Annotated in this window: 15 protein-coding genes and 3 tRNA genes; 15 read left to right on the top strand and 3 right to left on the bottom strand. The window is 64.6% G+C overall.

Going from position 1 to position 17,882, the window contains the following annotated elements; all coding sequences use genetic code 11:
• Nucleotides 1-36: 36 nt before the first annotated feature.
• The 4 genes from OXG79_11265 (at nt 37) to OXG79_11280 (ending at nt 5,522) form a co-directional block, all read left to right on the top strand.
• Nucleotides 37-1,617, top strand: coding sequence for a leucine-rich repeat domain-containing protein (locus OXG79_11265; GenBank protein MCY3784352.1), 1,581 nt, complete (start codon nt 37-39; stop codon nt 1,615-1,617).
• Between the two features lie 177 nt (nt 1,618-1,794).
• Entirely contained in the window at nt 1,795-2,457 is a 663-nt protein-coding gene (locus OXG79_11270; GenBank protein ID MCY3784353.1) for a metal-dependent transcriptional regulator, read from the top strand.
• A gap of 97 nt (nt 2,458-2,554) precedes the next feature.
• Complete coding sequence (glgP, locus tag OXG79_11275) at nt 2,555-5,137, top strand: alpha-glucan family phosphorylase (protein ID MCY3784354.1); 2,583 nt, start codon at nt 2,555-2,557, stop codon at nt 5,135-5,137.
• 127 nt (nt 5,138-5,264) lie between these two features.
• Nucleotides 5,265-5,522 (top strand): ferredoxin family protein, encoded by a 258-nt coding sequence (locus tag OXG79_11280; GenBank protein ID MCY3784355.1) that lies wholly within the window; start codon nt 5,265-5,267, stop codon nt 5,520-5,522.
• Between the two features lie 15 nt (nt 5,523-5,537).
• Here the strand turns inward: OXG79_11280 and OXG79_11285 are convergent, their stop codons facing one another.
• Nucleotides 5,538-6,851 carry a hypothetical protein gene (locus tag OXG79_11285; GenBank protein ID MCY3784356.1) on the bottom strand — a complete coding sequence of 438 codons (1,314 nt, stop codon included), beginning with the start codon at nt 6,849-6,851 and terminating at the stop codon, nt 5,538-5,540.
• A 202-nt stretch (nt 6,852-7,053) separates the two neighbouring features.
• On the opposite strand from OXG79_11285, the gene OXG79_11290 reads away from it, so the two are divergent.
• The 6 genes from OXG79_11290 (at nt 7,054) to OXG79_11315 (ending at nt 12,458) form a co-directional block, all read left to right on the top strand.
• Entirely contained in the window at nt 7,054-7,866 is an 813-nt protein-coding gene (locus OXG79_11290; protein ID MCY3784357.1) for a prohibitin family protein, read from the top strand.
• Nucleotides 7,867-7,927: 61 nt separating this feature from the next.
• Nucleotides 7,928-8,000, top strand: a tRNA-Val gene (locus OXG79_11295).
• A 225-nt stretch (nt 8,001-8,225) separates the two neighbouring features.
• Complete coding sequence (locus OXG79_11300) at nt 8,226-9,305, top strand: hypothetical protein (GenBank protein MCY3784358.1); 1,080 nt, start codon at nt 8,226-8,228, stop codon at nt 9,303-9,305.
• Entirely contained in the window at nt 9,302-10,894 is a 1,593-nt protein-coding gene (locus OXG79_11305; protein MCY3784359.1) for a DUF87 domain-containing protein, read from the top strand. The genes OXG79_11300 and OXG79_11305 overlap by 4 nt, the downstream gene beginning before the upstream one ends.
• A 128-nt stretch (nt 10,895-11,022) precedes the next feature.
• Nucleotides 11,023-11,979, top strand: a complete 957-nt coding sequence (locus OXG79_11310; protein MCY3784360.1) for a hypothetical protein — start codon at nt 11,023-11,025, stop codon at nt 11,977-11,979.
• A gap of 403 nt (nt 11,980-12,382) precedes the next feature.
• A tRNA-Phe gene (locus tag OXG79_11315) sits at nt 12,383-12,458 on the top strand.
• Nucleotides 12,459-12,827: 369 nt separating this feature from the next.
• Here OXG79_11315 and OXG79_11320 read toward each other — a convergent pair.
• Complete coding sequence (locus OXG79_11320; GenBank protein MCY3784361.1) at nt 12,828-13,466, bottom strand: NUDIX domain-containing protein; 639 nt, start codon at nt 13,464-13,466, stop codon at nt 12,828-12,830.
• 351 nt (nt 13,467-13,817) lie between these two features.
• Here OXG79_11320 and OXG79_11325 point away from each other — a divergent pair.
• Nucleotides 13,818-13,893 (top strand) — tRNA-Phe (locus OXG79_11325).
• A 358-nt stretch (nt 13,894-14,251) separates the two neighbouring features.
• Here the strand turns inward: OXG79_11325 and OXG79_11330 are convergent.
• On the bottom strand, nt 14,252-14,911 hold the full coding sequence (locus OXG79_11330; protein ID MCY3784362.1) for a peptidylprolyl isomerase: 660 nt from the start codon (nt 14,909-14,911) through the stop codon (nt 14,252-14,254).
• 154 nt (nt 14,912-15,065) lie between these two features.
• Here OXG79_11330 and OXG79_11335 point away from each other — a divergent pair, with 154 nt between their 5' ends.
• The 4 genes from OXG79_11335 (at nt 15,066) to OXG79_11350 (ending at nt 17,869) form a co-directional block, all read left to right on the top strand.
• Entirely contained in the window at nt 15,066-15,830 is a 765-nt protein-coding gene (locus tag OXG79_11335; protein MCY3784363.1) for a phytanoyl-CoA dioxygenase family protein, read from the top strand.
• Nucleotides 15,823-16,386, top strand: a complete 564-nt coding sequence (locus tag OXG79_11340; GenBank protein MCY3784364.1) for a GrpB family protein — start codon at nt 15,823-15,825, stop codon at nt 16,384-16,386. The genes OXG79_11335 and OXG79_11340 overlap by 8 nt, the downstream gene beginning before the upstream one ends.
• Entirely contained in the window at nt 16,379-16,948 is a 570-nt protein-coding gene (locus tag OXG79_11345; protein MCY3784365.1) for a GrpB family protein, read from the top strand. Before OXG79_11340 ends, OXG79_11345 begins: the two co-directional genes overlap by 8 nt.
• 72 nt (nt 16,949-17,020) lie before the next feature.
• Nucleotides 17,021-17,869: a phytanoyl-CoA dioxygenase family protein gene (locus tag OXG79_11350; GenBank protein MCY3784366.1), complete on the top strand. Its 849-nt coding sequence runs from the start codon at nt 17,021-17,023 to the stop codon at nt 17,867-17,869.
• The last annotated feature ends 13 nt before the right edge of the window (nt 17,870-17,882 follow it).

Below are 17,882 nucleotides of genomic sequence, written 5' to 3' on the forward strand. Positions count from 1 at the left end.
ATGCGCGCCGGCGGCGCACGCAGCGGACGAACGCCCGTGGCCACCCTCGTCGCCGTCCTGATAGCGCTGAGCGTGGCTTGCAGCGGTGCCGATGGGATCGATGAGGTAAAGCCGTCGTTCCCGACGTCGGCGCCGGTCGCTGCTGAGTCGGCATCCGCGGTTGAAACGGACGGTTCGCTCGCGGTGGCGTCGGCGGTCCAAACGGTCGCGCCCGGCCCCACATCGCACGCCGGCAACGCGACGCCCCGGGCCGTCACCGCCACGGCGCCGGACTTGTCGACTACGGGCCAGCCCGCGGGAGTGCGAGATGACCACGGGCACGGCGAAGCGGCCGCCACCAGCGGACCGGAGTCGACCGTGGAGGAATTCTTGGCGGAGGGTCTGCACTTGGCGGGGGCGTCGCCGGTGCACCTGGCGGTGCGGGGGATGGCCGCGGCAGACACGGTGCGCTGCGCGTGGCGGGGCATCGCGCGAACCGCGGCGCAGCGGGAGGGCGCGATCCGGTTCTGGCTGCGGCTGGACGCGAGCGAAACGATCCCGGCTGCGGACTATCTGGGGATCCTGTTCGCGGTCACTTGGGACACGATCGACCCGAAGTACCGGGAGACGGCGAAGTCGAACTTCCTGGCGATCGCGCGGGGCGGGCTGTCGGAGGAGTATCTGTTCCTGACCTGCTTCGCGGACTACACGGTGAGCAGTTATCTGCTGGGCGCGGGGCCGACGACGGTGACGGTGGCGTACGACAACTGGGGCGAGGCGCGCTCCTATGAGTTGTACGTGCGGGAGCACGAGGCAGGGACGTACGGCACGGACCCGTTGCAGGCACGCGGGGACTACGAGGCGTCGCTGCAAGCCAAGGTGGTGGCGGCGGAGGAAGCCTTGGCGGCTGAGATCGGGGGCCGGGAGCGGATCGTGTTCCTGGCGCCGATGGGTGCGCATAACGCGATTGCGTTCGAGGCCTGGCAGGCGGTGGCGCACTGGGACGTGGCGACGGCGGCCGACGGCACGGTCACCGCGGTGCGGGTGGGGACACCGGAAGGCGACCCAGAGCACACGCAGACGCTGGCCAACTTGACCAGCCGGATCACCACGGCGGCGGCGAGCGACGCGCATGCAACCACGCGGATAGCCAATGTCACGGGGCTGCAGCAGGCATACCGGGACATGGGGGCCTACGACGACATCACGCCGGACGATGGCGATACAACCACCTTCACGCCGGCGCAGCCGCCGCCGGTGTCGGGGTGCGCCAACGGCACGGCGGTGGGCACGCCCAACGCCAACCGCGGCTTGGTCCAGGACTGCGAGACGCTGCTGGCGGCCAAGGACGGACTGCGGGGCGCGGCCACGGTGAACTGGAGCACAAGCACGGTCATCTCTAACTGGGAGGGCGTCACCACCGGCGGCACGCCGAGCCGGGTGACGGGGCTGAACCTCTCCCGCAAGAGCCTGACAGGGACGATCCCGGCGGGGCTGGGCCGCCTGTTCGCGTTGACCACGCTCAACCTGAGCGGTAACCAGCTGACCGGGACGATCCCGCCGGAGCTGGGCTGGCTGACGAACCTGACCGAGCTGCGGCTGTCGGGCAATGCGCTGACGGGAACGGGGCAGCCATAGCCACAGCGCGACGACCGTGGTGGCCATCACCGTCACTAAGGTCGCCGCGCCGGCGGTGGCACGACGGAACTTGCAGCCCGGCGCGGCCTTCGCGCCGCCGGCCGTCCGCGGACGCCCGGCCTAGCCCATTCGCCCAGGTCGCCGCCCTGTCTTCCCCTCGTGGCAGAATGCATGACTATGGCGCTGACAAGTACGGCTGAAGACTATCTACTCGCGATCTATGGGTTGCGCGCCGAGGGTGGGCCCGTCATCGCCGCTCGACTCGCGGAACGCCTGGGGGTATCGGCGCCAACGGTGTCGGCATCGCTCGAACGGCTGGTGCGCGACGGTCACGTGTGGATCGCTCCGCAACGCGAGGTGTTCCTGACGCTTGGCGGCGAGCGCACCGCCGAGAAGCTGGCCCGGCGCCACCGGCTGATCGAGCACTGGCTGATCCGGACGCTGGGGCTCGGCTGGGCCGAGGTGCACCACGAGGCCGACCGCTTGGAGCACGCCATCTCGCCCGAGCTCACGGATCGAATCTCGGAGTCGCTGGGCCATCCGCCCACGTGCCCGCACGGATTGCCCATCCCGGGCAACTATCCGGAAACCGACGTGGGCAACCTGTTCAAGCTGTCGACGGCCGAGGTCGGGTCCAAAGTACGGGTGGTGCGGCTCTCCGAGCCCGCGGAGGATGACAGCGAGCTCCTGCGCTATTTCGAGGAGAAGCAACTGGTCCCCGGACGGGTGATCGAGGTCGTTGAGCAGACGCCGGCCGGGCATATCGTGGTGCAGGTGGACGACCAGTCCGCCGTGGTTGACGACACGGTTGCCACCAATCTGTGGGTAATCGCGGCGTAGCCGCCCGCCGCAAACGCCCCCGCGCCATGATCACTCGTCGTTCGCCGCACGCTGCGCCAATGCGCCGACGTTGTCCCCCGCACGAACCGGCCGGCGCATGACGGCTGAGGTTCGCCCGAGCCGTATCTTTACCGTTCGGCCGGCGCTTCCGCGGCGTCTCGAGCGCTTGCGCGATCTGGCGTTCAACGTGTGGTGGGCGTGGACGCCGGCGGCGCAGGACCTGTTTCGGCGCATCGACGCCGAAGCCTGGCACGCCTCGCAGGGGAATCCGGTGGCCGTGCTCACCCGGGCAGCTCCGGGCCAGCTCCAAGTGCTGGCCGAGGACCCGATCTTCATCGCCGACCTTGACCGCGTGTCCGAAGCCTATGACCAGTATTTGAGCCGCCCCACGTGGTTCGAGCAAGTGCACGGGCATCTCGAGGGACTGCGGGTGGCCTACGTCTCCATGGAGTTCGGCGTGGCGGAATCGGTGCCGCTGTATTCCGGCGGCCTGGGCGTGCTGGCGGGTGATCAGCTCAAGGCCGCCAGCGATCTCGGGGTGCCGCTGGTCGGCGTCGGCATGCTCTACCGCCAGGGGTACTTCCGGCAGTCGATCGATCCCTCCGGCGCGCAGCGCGAGCAGTTTCCGGAAAACGACGTGGAGGTCCTGCCCGTGGTCGCGGTGCGGGCGGGCGACGGGCAGCCGCTGACGGTTCGGGTGCCGATTGACGGGCATGAGATTGCGGTTCGGCTGTGGCGAATGGACGTGGGTCGCGTGCCGCTGATCCTGCTCGATGCCAACACGCCGGAGAACAGCCCGGCGGACCGCGAGCTGACGTCCCGGCTGTACATCGGTGACAGCGACATTCGCATTCGGCAGGAGCTGCTGCTGGGCGTCGCCGGCATGCGCGCCTTGGACGCGCTCGATCTCACGCCGACCGTGGCCCATTTGAACGAGGGGCATAGCGCGTTTCTCATTCTGGAGCGCTTCCAGGCGCTGCGCGCGCAGACCGGTCTCAGCGAGGCCGCGGCGATGCAGATCGTGCGCGCGACCAATGTCTTCACCACGCACACGCCGGTCGCGGCCGGCCACGACGAGTTTTCGGCGGAACAGGTGAAGCGTCATGCCGGCGCCTATTTGCAGGCGTCGAACATCGATGTCGAGCATGCGCTGGCGCTGGGCCGGGTTGACGGCGCCAACGACGGCGAGCCGTTTGGCATCACCACCCTGGCCATGCGCGGTTCCGCCTGGCGCAATGGCGTGAGCGCGCTTCACGGCACCGTGAGCCGTCGGATGTGGGAACGGCTGTGGCCGGGCGTCCCGGTCGGCGAGGTTCCGATCGGACACGTGACCAATGGAGTGCATCTGCGCACCTGGGTATCTCGCGAGCTTAACGGCCTGCTCCAGCGCTACATGGGGCGCCATTGGGCCGAGCGCACCGATCCGCAGGGCATCGAGGAAGGCTTGGCCGCCATTCCCGACGACGAGCTTTGGCGGGTGCATACGCAACGTCGCGAGCGTCTGGTGGCCAACGTCCGGCGACGCCTGCGAGCGCAGGCGGAGCATCGAGGAGCCGCGGCGCACGAGTTGGCGCAGGCGTCCGCCGCCCTGCACAGCGATGTGCTCACGGTTGGGTTCGCGCGCCGCTTCGCGCTCTACAAGCGCCCAACCCTGCTGCTGCACGACGTGGAACGGCTCAAGGCAATCGTCGGGAACTCCCACCGCCCGGTGCAGATCATCTTTGCGGGCAAGGCCCATCCCAACGACGATCTGGCCAAGGACTTGCTGCGCGAAATCACGGCCATCAGCCGCGACCCGGCATTCGAAGGGCGGCTGGTCTTCGTGGAGGACTACGACATGGGACTGGCGCGCGACCTGGTGCAGGGTTGCGACGTGTGGCTGAACTTGCCGATTCCACCGCAGGAGGCCAGCGGCACGAGCGGGATGAAGGCGGCAGCCAACGGCGTGCTCAATGCCAGCGTCCTGGACGGTTGGTGGGACGAGGCCTACACGCCCGAGGCGGGTTGGGCGATTGGCCGGGCGGATGTCGACGACGAACGGCAGCGGGACGCGAGCGACGCTGGGGCGATCTACGACCTGCTCGAGCACACGGTGGCCCCGCTGTTCTACGACGTCGGGGCGGGAGAGACGCCGACGGCCTGGGTCCGAATGGCGCGGCGCTCGATGGCCCTGGCGCTGACGAGCTACAGCGCGAACCGAATGGTCCAAGATTATGTCGAGTCATTCTACGGTCCCGCGCACCTGCTCGGCCGGAGCCTGCGCGAGCACCAGGGCGGTGCGGCCACCGAGCTCGCCCACTGGCTCGACCATCTGGTGGCGCAGTGGCCTCACGTGCATATCGCGGAAGTGCACGCCGACGGCCCCAGCCAGGTCGACGCGGGGATGATCGTGCCCGTGCGAGCGCGCGTGGCCCTGGCGGGGCTGAGTCCCGACGACGTGACGGTCGAGGTATTCGTGGGGCACGTGGACTTCGACGGCGCGCTAATCGGCGGTCGGGCCGAGGTGACCGAGCATGCAAGCGCGGACGCAGACGGCGCCCACTGGTTCACGGGACGCGCCGTGCTGTCCCAAAGCGGACGCCTGGGCATTGCCGTCCGCGTGATTCCACGCCATTCCCTGCTGGCCGGGCCGTACGATACCGGGCTGATTCGCTGGAGCGAGGCGGCCGGCGCGACCTGATGCTTAGGCGTCGGGCATCGGCCGCGTCTTTTGTGAGTGACCCCTCAAGCGTTTACCCTGAGGTACCGTTTCGGCCGGCAGACCGGTCGGACAGCGCTTGCGCCGACACAGGAGGAATCCCCCGTCGATGACGTACGTAATTGCCGAGCCATGCATCGGTACGAAGGACGCCTCGTGCGTGGACGTTTGCCCTGTCGACTGCATTCATCCGGGTCCAGACGCGCCCGAGCATGAGGCGGCCGACATGCTCTACATCGACCCCGTGGAGTGCATCGACTGCGGCGCCTGTGAGCCGGTATGTCCCGTGACGGCCATCTTCCCGGACTTTGACGTGCCCGAGGAGTGGGCGCACTACACGGAGATCAACGCGGACTACTTCGCGTAGCCGGGCGCTCTGCGGCTAGCCGGCACCCTTGTGCATGACAGCCAGCGCCTCATACGAGGGTCGGGGCGAGCCGTCGGGGCGCAGGACGCCGAAGGGGAATTTCTCGTCTTCCGGTCCCACGACGGATTGGAAGTTGAGATTCCACACGAAGGCGTGGGTGATGTAGTCGTATTGCTCGCGCACGAGCCGGATGGCATCGACGAGAAACTCCGCCTGATCGGCCTCGGAATTGTCGACGCCGTAGCCGTAGGCCGGGTCCTGATTGGCGGTTGACCAGCCAAACTCGGTGATCCAGATGGGCTTTGCCCCGTCGCCGAACTCCTCCATGACCGCCCGGTGCTGCGTGAAGCGCTGGAAGTAGAAGCTCGCATGACCGTTCCAGCCGTCGCCGCGCGGAGATCCGATCTCCTGGCGCGGAGCATTGTTGAATCCCCCCGGGTGGATGCCCCAGGCGTCGAATCCGTCGCGGACGATGCCGTCGTTGTACTCATACATGCGGCGGAGGAACGACACATCGTCCACGGCCTGCACCTGCTGGTCGGGAATGTCGACATCGCCGGCGGGTGTGAGGGCGCCTCCAATGGTCACGGCGTTGGGATCGCCGGCGCGCACTCCGCGGTGGCCAGCCAGGAGCAGCTCCACAAACTCCCCGGCGTTGATGCGTCCGTAGCCCCACTCGCGTGAGAGATTGGCCTCGTTCCACAGCTCATAGGCCTGCACGGCGCCCCGATACCGGGACGAAATGACCTGCATGAAGTCCTCGAAGTCCTTGGGATCGGCTGGAGGGCCGTGCGCCCCCTCGCCGAGCGCCCAGCCGGGCGCGCGCACGACGCTCAGCATCAGGTTCAATCCGGCGGCCGAAGTGGCGGTCACAATCTTGTCCAGCTCCCGCCAGTCGTAGCCGCCCTTTTCGATCGGCTCGGTCTGGCTCCATTCCACCTGCTGCTTGAGCCAGTTGAATCCGGCGTCGAGCGTCCGGCTGACAATGAGGTCGCGGTCCTGGTTATAGATATGAGCCTGAAAGCCATAGCCATCGAGGCGGCGAAGCGCCGCGTCGGGGTCATTCGGATCGGGAGTCGGCACCGCCGGACTTGGCGCGACCGGGGCCGGGGTGTCGGGACTTGGCGTAGCCGGGTCCGGCGTGGCTGGGACTGGCGTAGATGGGCTCGGCGTGAGGACCTTAGGCGTGAGCACGCCCGCGGTGACCGCGGAGCCCGCCTGCGTCGGCGTCGGCTCGGCGGGTGCGGAAACGGTAGCGGCGTCGGTCACCCCGTTTCCGGATTCGCCACAGGCCAGAGTGGCCGCTCCGGCCGCGAGGACGGTCAGCAAGCGTCGCCTCGACCACCGGCGCGGCATGGAAATCGGCAACGTGCGACGTATCCTTGAGTACAAACCGCGTGGATGGTATCAAGGCGGGGATGGCGCGCCGGCGACCGCCAACCCGCGTCTCCCAACCAACCGTCGCTAGAGGAAGGTCCGCATGGCCCAGCGCAGATACGGGAATTCAGTCCTTGGCATAGGCGTAATCTTGGTGATCGCAGTGATCATCATCGGGCTGTTCAGCGTCCGCTTCGTGGGCGTTGGCGAGGTCGGCGTGATTCACACGTTCGGCGTCGTGGACCCGGTACCAAAGCCGCAGGGCCTGCTGCTGAAGCTGCCGTGGGCGACGCTGGACACCTACAGCGTGCGGACGCAGTCGATCACGATGAGCTCGCGCGCCGAGGAAGTCGGAGTCTCCGATCAGACCGTGCGGACGCTGACCTCCGAAGGGTTGTCGGTCGGCCTCGACATCACGACGCTCTTCGTGCTCACTTTCGCCAATGCGCCGGAGGTGCGCAATAACGTCGGTCCAGAAGGCGTCTACCAGGAAATCATTGTTCGGCCGGCCATTCGGGACGCGATTCGCGACGTGGTGGCGCAATACACGGCCGAGGCGCTGTACACGACGGCTCGCGAGGAAATCAGCAGCCGCATCCAGGCCCAGTTGGACGAGTTGCTCAATCCGCGCGGCGTCTCCATCCAGAATGTGCTGTTGCGCGACGTGACCCTGCCGGCGGTGATCACCCAGGCCATCGAGAACAAGCTGGCCGCCGAGCAAGCGATTCAGGAACGCCGCTTCCGGGTCGACGAGGCCAAGGAAGAGGCCCAGCGCCGGATCGAGGAGGCGAACGGTATCGCCGAGGCCAACCGGCGGATCAACGAGTCGCTCACCGCGGCAGTGCTGCAGGACAAGTACATCCAGGCGCTGCGCGAGATGGGCTCGGGCAGCGTGGTGTACGTGCCCACGAATCCGGAAACCGGGCTGCCGGTGATCCTGGGCACCCCGGAGCTCGGATCGAACTGACGGCTGACGGAAACGTCCAAGTCGTAGGGCGGGATGCCGCCGGGCTCGACCCGGCGGCGATGGGCGATTAGCTCAGCTGGGAGAGCGCTACGTTTACACCGTAGAAGTCGCAGGTTCGAGTCCTGCATCGCCCACCGTATGCAGCCCGAATATTCTCTACGTGCAACGCACGCCCCGTCAGCAGTCGTGCATTCACTCGCGAGAGATGCCGCACGAGCTGACTCCGAAAAGGACTTGCGGTGCGTGGGCCCTTTAGATTTGGCCGTTGCGCTCTGCCACCACGGACGTGCCAGGTGCGAACGTGATCGACGGCGTGCGACCCTAATGGGCACCGATTTCGTTATGCAAGGTCGCGAGCGATGACGACCGAGCACCTGGGCGGACGCTACTTCGCCGATGCACTCGACGGTCGCGTGGACATCACCGACAGCTACGAGGTGTTGGGCGACCTTCCGAATCTTGTGGGCGTCTCATCGGGAGAGGAAGACGAGATCGTCGATCAGATTCGCCGACTGATTCAGGATGAGGGGGGTGGAGTCGCAACAATCGGCGGCACGGCCGCGCCGGCCACCGCAGACGCAAACAATCTATATCACGCCGATCTCATCGCCGCGGTCGACGGAACAGACGCCGTCGCCCCTCTGAGATTCGTCGCGGATACGCTCTACGCCGTCGGAATGGTGCGGGTGACGCCGCGGACGCACCATCAGCCCAAGGCGTTTGTGACGCGAACAAGGGCGTCACATTCAGCCTCCCAGAGTCTCCCGAGTGGCAACTTGAGTGACGCCGTCCAGCGCTGGAGTGAGCACCTTCGCGGTGCTCGAGAGCATGAGAGATCGTGGACGAGCACATTTAGAGAGTACGGGGAACGCGAAGTCGCGCTCGACTGGCTGAGGGGTGATGACGCCAGATTCGTTCTGGTTGATGGCCCAATAATCACCCAGAACATGCTTACGCAAGATCGGGCCCGCGGCCTGCTCCAGAACTTGGTCGCAACTCGGCGCGCAATCGGGTTTATCAAGGAGCTAACTGCTAACCCCTTGCTTACTGCGATCGGGTATGCGCTTCGACCGGACGAGGTCTTTGTGCTGAGCGACTGGAGGAATATTCTGTCCGACCGCTTCGGTGCAAGGCAGAGACATATCGGGACATGGGTCGAGCAACATGGAGAGGCAATTGTTAGGGCCGTCTACAAAGTCCGCAACCGGGCGTTCGCCGTCGAGTGTCACATCGAGCGACTGCCACTCGCATTCGCAATCCTCGAACACGACAACGGGGGAGCGCTGGACCATGACATCCCAATGCTGCTGCAAATCGCCGACAACCATGTGCGGTCACGATTTAACGGCAACCGCGCGCGTGAGGAAGTGATTGCACGCTTCGCTTCATCCGAGCCGAGTCGATTCCTTGCCCTTACAAGCGAGAGGGGATTGCGTTGACCCAATTGATCCAGGTAGCCGACGACCAAAACACTCCCACCGACATCGTCAGGTTGGTGACGGGTGGGGAAGAAGAACTCCTTCCGCTCTTCACCTATGTGATTTCGGAATCACAATCAGATCGCTTCTTCCTCCAGATCGCAACTCCGAATCGCAATCTCAGCCGCTTTTCCCCCCATCCGTTCGACGCCATCTCGTTGGCACAGATACTGTCGCTTCTCGGTGAACGCGGATACGCCACCGATGCGATAGTCGCGAACGTGACGTACTACGACGCAAAAGTCGAGGCGATCATGCGGGACGAACAGGCCGTGACAGCGTTTACTCGCCCGACGACTGGCGCCGTTTGCCGACCAGCCACGACCGGCGAGATAACGGCCTGCCTCGAATTGCCAGCCGGGAACGGGCCGGCGACCCGAATCGGTCACTTAGCACAGTCGGGGGACGCAGATGTTCCAGTGCACGTCGACGATCGAGTCCTCAATCACCACGCATTGGTGGCGGGAGCAACAGGATCTGGCAAATCACACCTCCTTTCGAATATTGCGCACGCCGCCGCCCACATGGACCGGTGCGTAATCCTGTTCGACCACAAGCCAGATCACCAAGACCATCACGAAGAAAACAACGAAGCAGCGTATTCCAAGGCATTCAATCTCAATGGTACCGGGAGTGATTCAGTACGGTATTGGACGCTGGATGAGGACGACCAAAACTCATCTGCTAGGCTGATCAGCGCCCAGGCATCAGAACTTGATAGGGCCATACTTGCCGGAACTATCTTTTATCGTGGCGGTGAGGAGAATCAGGCCGAAACATTTGAGCTTATAACCTCTGATTTCGCGGACAATCAGCAATCAACATGGACTATCCACGACCTCACCGACTACATCCGCAACAATAACAACGCCACGCTGAGTAATCGAGTATTGGGTGCTGGTGGCGGTAGCCTAAACCCACAAACTATGAATGCGATCCGGTGGAAAATCCGGGCTCCAGGGCGTATCCCTCAGTTCCTCGATCCCAGGCCGACGCCAGATTGGCAAGGGAGACGCCGCGAGACTGGTGACATCTCCGACATATTTGCGCCCGGGTTGAATGTTATCCGCATCAACGAGGAGAACGCGCGTGGCTATGCACTCTTTTTGGACCAGCTCCTGAGGCGAGCTGCATCCATTCGCAGTATCACTATGCAAGGAAATACGCAAGAGACGCCAGCATTAGAAGTGATCATCGACGAAGCTTCGGATATTTTTGCAGCCGAATCCCGCCATTTGCGTGAGGCAGCAAGCAGTGCCCTAGCGGAACAGATTCGAAAAGGGCGCTCACTTCACATCGGCTACCTAATCTCCGTGCAGAGTGCCGGAGACGTACCTGATCGAATTCGGAATAATCTCAACACTACGATCATTGGAAGACACCGAAACTTGAGCGTATTGCGCGACGCTTTGCCTACAGCCAGAACTGAAATGCTCGATCAGGCAGACAAATTGAACCCCGGTGAGATGTTTGTTGACATGTTCTCTGTGCGCTCACTGCTTTCGTGCAAGATGGATTTGTCGCCGTCAAAGCTGACCGTTGCCGAGTGAGCGGTGTGAGCCAGCGATGGATTAGGTACCTCCGGCGTAGGACGGGAGACCCCGGCCTAGTACTCGTTGAGCAGGGTCGGCGGATAGGCAAAGCACGGAGGGAACTGTCCTCGGACCGCTATCGCGAGGTGCTCGCGCACGCTGGGCTGAGCGAGCGCGACGCCGAGGCTCTGGCGGGCTACGCCGCTGTGCTGGGGCCGCTAGTCGAAGCGCAGCCTGACGTCCGACTGCCCTTTCGTGCCAGGACGCTGGCAGCGCTAGCGGATCAACCGCTGGACGTGCTCGTACAAGCTGCACAGGCTGGATCGATCCAACCGTCAATGACCGAGGCGGATGCAAAGTCCCTCACGCCGACGGCCAGCGCCTCCGTAGCATCGGTGATTCGGCCAAGCGATAGCTGGAACTTCGGGCGCCTTCAATGGCCCAGGATCGACGGCGAGAATGGATATGGCTACATACCCGGAGATCTCTACGCCAACTGCCTGTGGTACTACGCACGTAATGGCGATGTCGTAGTCGACCCGATGGCCGGTTCTGGCATGTTGCAGCGGGTGTGGGATGATCGCGACCTCTGGCTCGGCACCAATGCGGTCGAGTTGGAAATCGTAATGTCCGACCTCGCACCGCGCGGCCCGTACCGGGAATTGATTCAGAAGTGTGACCTACTACAGAGGTTTCCGGTACCAAGAGCCGACTACGTCATACTCGACCCACCCTACTGCGAGATCGTTTCTGGCCAGTACTCTGACCTTGAGTCTGACTTGGCAAACATGTCGCCTGATCGGTGGCGCGAGGCCATGGAGGTGGTCGCGCGCCGTCTGCGGGAGGCTCAGATTGAAGGCGGACGCTGCACGGTAATCGTGCCCAACTGGCGCGGGCTCGCTAGCGGCCAACGACTACTGTTTCCCGAAATGGTTCGTCGGACTTGGTTGCGGATGGGCTACGAGTTGTACGACGTGGTCTATTCGTCACGCCGCATTCAGCGCCGGCAGGGTCGCCGAATCGCGATTCTCAACAATCAGGCCCGCCGATCACGCGTTCCCCTCACAGACATTTCGGAAGTGCTTACCTTCGTAGCCAAGTAGCCGTGCGGCCGTCCGGTGTTTGCATTTCGCTGGCTTCACGACATACGAGCTGGAGTGTAGTGGGCAACTGCGCCAACGGCGGTCCAATAGTCTGACAAGAGATTCTGCTCGCATTGGCGGTCGTTGCCACGGGGACCAGGACGCATCCGTGCGGCAAAGGAGCGGCGCAAGTGGTGCAGCAACCCCCCAGGCCAGTTGGCTTGGGTCGGCGGGCAACCGATCTGTGCAGCCGAAGGGACGAGCTTTCGCCCTTGTGGGCGGCTAGAAAGTATGCCCAATCGCCAAGCGCTTGCAGGTGCTATCCGAGTAGCAATTCCCAAGAACGCAAACAACGCAGGAGTTCGCAGTACAGTGGGTACAGACCCAGCGGTGCCGCGCCATTACCCCTCGGGACCGCGCGCCTGGCGAGATAGCTCAGTCGGTAGAGCAGTGGACCAAAAGTCCATGTGTCGCCAGTTCGATTCTAGCTCTCGGCACCACCGACGCTTAACCCGCGCGGCCGCGCCGGAAGGTCTGGTCTCTCTCGGCGCCCGGAATGACAGATCGGTAGTGCGCAAGGTGATGGCGCGGCACGAGCGACCAATCGCCCAATAGACCGGCGACTCCCAAGCACCCGGGCACGCAACACGATCAGCTGGGGGCCGTCGTCATCGCTCAACTTCGGTGATCCGTGACAGGTCGATGGGACACTTGACCCGAGGTCGCTCGTTCCGCCAAGCGTCCCGAAGGCGGCGGCCGCAGCCGCGAAGGAATCGGCACCAGCGAATTCGGCATGCCTTACGCGAGGCCTAGCCCCTCATCGCCAACGCAAACGGCGGAGATTGGGCTGCCGGCTAGGCCGCAGCTGTCTAGCTCCGAACCTCAAGCAGCGCCAGAATTGGCTCGACATGTGCGTGTGTGGGCAGAGGCTCCCGCCGATCCCACCAACGAAAGTCTCTGATTTCGGCTGCAATCCGCACCTCGCCGTCCGCCTCGACAAGGAAGACGTGGTGCCTGTTCACAGAGCTCGCCCACTGGAACAGGTATTCCACTCGTGTCGCCGTGAGGCCCGTTTCCTCGAGCAGCTCTCGAACCGCCGCTTCCGCAGGCCGCTCCCCCGGCTCGATGCCTCCGCCTGGTATCGAGAAGTCGCCGGACCCGCCCCGGACGAGCAGCACGTGGCCATTTCGAATGACGACCACGGTGGCCCGCTGGCGGAGTCCATCAGTCGGGGGCGCCGGGTGCACGCACTCGTATTCCCAGCGCCAGCGGCGTAGGTGTCGCCCCGCCTCCAAATCTCCATCACCCCAGACGCGATAGAACAGATCACCGACTTCGTACGGCTGTTGGTGTAATGTGCGCCCGTCCCAGGTGACGATGCGGGGGTCGCCTGGATCCCACGCGGGCGTGCACGCATCGAGACCCGATTGCTGGTCAGGAGTCGTGCCGTCGGCGGCGGATACCGCGGATACCGAAAGAGTCGCGGCGACCAGAATGGCCGTCACCATGCAGGCAACCCGCCTCATGCTCACCGCCTCGTCATCTCTCCGACGTGCTTGCACATCTGACCAGAATGATGTGATTAACGATCATTCGTCACAATGGCACAAGAACCGCAGCCTGGTTGCAACCCGCACCCGGCCCGAAGACCGGGCGCAACTATGGAATCGGTGCGACGAACCCTTGTCAACGACTTCGCGCGCTGTCACTGGCCCTCGGATGACGGACTTCCCTCGGATTGAAGACTCGAGCATACGGTGGCGGAGTGAGCTGCACCGACGATTCTCAGCGGTAGACCCGTAGTACAGTGCAGGCTCGCCCACCGGCATCGCGCGATGACCCGTTGGGGCCGTGCGCATGGCGAGATAGCTCAGTCGGTAGAGCAGTGGACTGAAAATCCATGTGTCGCCAGTTCGATTCTGGCTCTCGCCACCAGGAAGTTTTCCTATCCGATTGGCGCAGGGCGCAGGTGGTGCGCTCCACGGACTCAACCAGGCGCTAGATTCCTGCCTTCGGAGTCCCCTGCCGAGTCCGGTACGGGCGGGGATGCGACCCACCCGACCGCAAGCATCCGGCGCGCGCCCCAGGTTCAGTGAAGGTGCATTCCCGCCTTCGGAGACCTTTGCAAAACCCGGCCAAGCTTGAGGAAGACCGGGCGAACCCCATCCGCGGCCAGGTTCAATGATGGGTGGATTCCCGCATTCGCGGGAATGACGAGGGGCTACGAACAGGTCGGCCCAATCGCGGGCGTGCCGCGTCGGGTCGCCGACTCGTCGAGTCCGAACCGGCGGTGCTAGCAGCCGCTGTAGATGGTCATGCTGGGCAGGCAGCCGAAGTTGATCTTGGTGGTCTGAATCGTGACGTCCTGCACCGGCGCCGACATCTCACCGTCCGGTCCCGGACCCAGCGCCACGCCGCCAATCTTGTCCAGCGTGGTTAGCGAGGGGGCGTGGTTCTCCTTGACGCGTCCGAAGATGGTGTAGTCGGGCGGCAGCTCGGCGTCCGTGAGGTCGTTGAGAATGATGTAGAAGCGCGACCCGTTCGAGTTCGGCGCGCCGGTATTGGCCATGACCAAATCCCCGCGCCGGTAGGGCTGCTGCGGCGGCTCAATCTCGAACGTATAGCCGGCGTCGCCCGTTCCCGTGCCGGTGGCGTCGCCAGTTTCAATGAGCACGCCCGGCACCACGCGATGCACGGTCATGCCGTCGTAGTAGCCCTCCTGGGCCAGGAACAGGAAACTGTTGACCGCTCGCGGCGCCTCTTGCGGCACCAGGTTGAACGTCATCCGTCCAAGGCTCGTGGTGATGACGACGCTGTAGGGCCGGAGCTCCTCAACCGTCATCTCCGGCTCGGCGGCGAATGTCAGCGGACCCTCCGGCTCCGGCTCGCCACAGGCAGCGACCGCAACGGCCGCCATTGCCACGACCAACGCAATCACGATTGCTCGCCACATGGCTCTTCGCTCCGCATTCAACCGCCGGCTCTCCCGCCATTCTGCCGCGTCGGCCGCCCAATCGCCATGCAAGTCCCGCCGAGTCAGACGGCGAGCCGCGTGCGCTACGGTTTTGGGGCCTTGCCCGGAACGCCGGCAAGCGAGGGGTGAGTTCGTGAGCGTCGACATCGACCAATGTGTCGCCGACATCCTGGACGTCGGCCATTGCGTCTTGCCCAATCACTTTCCGAAGCCGGCGATCGACGCGTTCCACGAGGGATTCCTGCCGCTACTGCAAAGAGTCGCGGCCCGCATTCCCGAAGGCAATCGCCGGGCGCACCGCTGGGCCATCGGCCTGCCCTTCGCACCGCCGTTCTATCAGTCCGAGTTCTTCAGCGACGACACGGTTAACGAGATCGTGGGGCGCATCCTGGGCGAATACATGTTCATCGCCTACTACGGCACCGATACGCCGGTCGCGGGATCCGAGGACCAGCAGGTGCACTCGGACATCCGCCCGCTGTTCCCGGAGCAGCCGGACCTGCGCTATCCGCCGCCGACGCTCTCGGTGCGCTTCACCAGCGTGGACATGACCCTCGACAACGGGCCTTACAGCACGTCCGAACGCACGCAGCACCTCACGAGGGACGAGGCGCAGACAAAGATTGCGGCGGGCGAGATCGAGCTCGCGCCGCTGCTGCTTCGCGCGGGGGACGTGCTTATCAGCGACGCCCGCACGCTGCACCGAGGAACGGCGAATCGCACCGACGAGCCGCGTCCCTTCGCGGTGATCGTCTACAACCGCGACTGGTATCACCTGGAAGGCGAGTTTCGGCTGGAGGCCAACGAGGAAACACCGATGCTGCTGGAGTCGTTCTATCGGACACTGCCGCCGGCCGAGCAAAACCTCCTCCGGCGCGTGCCGAGGACGGATGGCTAGCGCCGGACAACCAATCGACGGCGGACCTGCCGACACTCGTTTGGTTGTCGTTCCCTACGATCCAGCGTGGCCGGCCATGTATGAGCGGGCACGCGCGGAGATTGTCGCGTGTATCGGCCAGCACATCCTGCGAATCGAACATGTCGGCAGTACGTCCATACCTGGACTGTCTGCCAAGCCAACGATTGACATTCTTGTGGGCGTGCGCGATTGGGACGAAGCCAACATCACCATTGCGCCGCTTGCCGACATTGGATGGGGATACGTCGGCGAGCACGGCATCCCACGCCGGCACTATTTTCGCCGGGGCGCCGTGAGCGGGCGCCGCACGCACCACCTGCACATGCTCGAGGTGACGCAGCCGGAGTGGGAGACCATGCTGTCGTTTCGCAACTTCCTCCGCGGCCATCCGAAAGCCGCGGCCGATTACGAACGCCTCAAACTTGACCTCGCGCGCGGAAATCTTGACGGGCCCGGCTACCAGGCGGCGAAAGCGCCGTTCATCCAGGGAATTCTCGAGCGGGCGCGCGGCACTTGCCCCACAACGGATGGCTGAGGCGAAACGCCCAATCGTTCGCGTGCCGGCGGAGACGCGCCTCGCTGTCGTTCCCTACGACCCGGGATGGCCAGCCATGTATGAGCGCGAACGCGCCGAGATTGCCGCGTGCATCGGCCAGCACATTCTGTGCATCGAGCACGCGGGCAGCACCGCCATTCCGGGCATGGCCGGAAAGCCGACCATCGACATCCTGGTGGGCGTCCACGAATGGGACGAAGCCAGGGTCACCTTCGGGCCGTTGGCCAAGATTGGGTGGGAGTTTCGCGGCGAGCGCGGTATGCCGCGGCGGCACTTCTTTCGTCGGCTCGATGCGCAGGGCCGCCGCACGCACCAGCTGCACATGCTTGAAGTGACCCACCCCCAATGGGAGGCGATGCTGCTCTTCCGCGACTACGTCCGCAGCCATCCAGATGCGGCAGCGGAGTACCAGCGGCTGAAGCTCGATCTGGCGCGGCGGTTTCCCGACAGCCGGGGCCAGTACACGGTGGGTAAAGAGGCGTTCGTGATGGACGTGCTGGCGCAGGCGCGGCGAGCGCGTGAGGACAGGCGAGACGCGTGACGTCGAGGTCGATCCGACGTGCTCGCCGCTAGAATTGACGCCACGCGGTCGCCTGAATGAAGGGCCGGCGCCATGTCGCTCTCCGACCAACAACTTTCGTTCTTCGAGACCTTTGGCTACCTGACCTTTCCGGGAGCGTTCGCTGACGAGGCCAAAAGGATCACCGAGGAGTTCGAACGGGTGTGGGCGGATCATGGCGGCGGCCACAACCAGCAAGCGCACGATCATGAGCGTCGGTCGGCCCTGGTTCCGTTCATCGACCAGAGCGAGTATCTGAGCGCACTGCTGGACGACCCACGGATCGACGGGGTCGTCAGTGCGTTGCTGGGCGACGATTACAACTACACCGGGAGCGACGGCAACTTCTACGTGGGCAACACGCGCTGGCACTCCGACGGGTTCGCCCGCATGAAATACCGCTCCATCAAGATCGCGTTCTACTTGGACCCCGTCACGCGCGACTCGGGTTGCCTGCGGGTGATTCCCGGTAGTCACATTCCCGGTGACGGCTATGCTGAGTCCCTGCAACAGATCATGCCGAGCAGCCGGTCGGCGTCGCTCGGGGAACGCCTGGGCATCGAGGGCCGCGATGTGCCCGCGGTGGCGCTGGAATCGGAGCCGGGCGACATGGTGCTGTTCATTCACGACCTGAAGCACGCGTCATTCGGCGGCGGAACCCGCCGGCGCATGTTCACCATCAACATGTCTGAGCGCTTCCGTGACGAGGACCTGGACGATCTGCGAGAGGACGTTGCGACGATGGTTAGGTTCTGGGCCGAGCGGGCCTACGGCGACGCGATGATCCGAACGGCAGGTCCGGGCCGCATGCGGCATTTGGAGCAACGGCTGGCCAACGACGACCACTTGCCAGAGCTGGTGCGTCAGGCGCGCCAGGAGATGAGCGAGCCGTCGCGCAGCTAGTCCTGGGCCGCTC

This window comes from Chloroflexota bacterium (assembly GCA_026706485.1).
Taxonomy (GTDB): Bacteria; Chloroflexota; UBA11872; order UBA11872; family UBA11872; genus JAJECS01.

Bases quoted from the DNA above. Each gene is read 5' to 3' on its own strand.
- OXG79_11330 (MCY3784362.1), bottom strand. From the start codon at position 14,911: ATGTGGCGAGCAATCGTGATTGCGTTGGTCGTGGCAATGGCGGCCGTT.
- OXG79_11345 (MCY3784365.1), top strand. From the start codon at position 16,379: ATGGCTGAGGCGAAACGCCCAATCGTTCGCGTGCCGGCGGAGACGCGC.
- glgP (MCY3784354.1), top strand. From the start codon at position 2,555: ATGACGGCTGAGGTTCGCCCGAGCCGTATCTTTACCGTTCGGCCGGCG.
- OXG79_11280 (MCY3784355.1), top strand. From the start codon at position 5,265: ATGACGTACGTAATTGCCGAGCCATGCATCGGTACGAAGGACGCCTCG.
- OXG79_11300 (MCY3784358.1), top strand. From the start codon at position 8,226: ATGACGACCGAGCACCTGGGCGGACGCTACTTCGCCGATGCACTCGAC.
- OXG79_11340 (MCY3784364.1), top strand. From the start codon at position 15,823: ATGGCTAGCGCCGGACAACCAATCGACGGCGGACCTGCCGACACTCGT.
- OXG79_11350 (MCY3784366.1), top strand. From the start codon at position 17,021: ATGTCGCTCTCCGACCAACAACTTTCGTTCTTCGAGACCTTTGGCTAC.
- OXG79_11270 (MCY3784353.1), top strand. From the start codon at position 1,795: ATGGCGCTGACAAGTACGGCTGAAGACTATCTACTCGCGATCTATGGG.
- OXG79_11320 (MCY3784361.1), bottom strand. From the start codon at position 13,466: ATGGTGACGGCCATTCTGGTCGCCGCGACTCTTTCGGTATCCGCGGTA.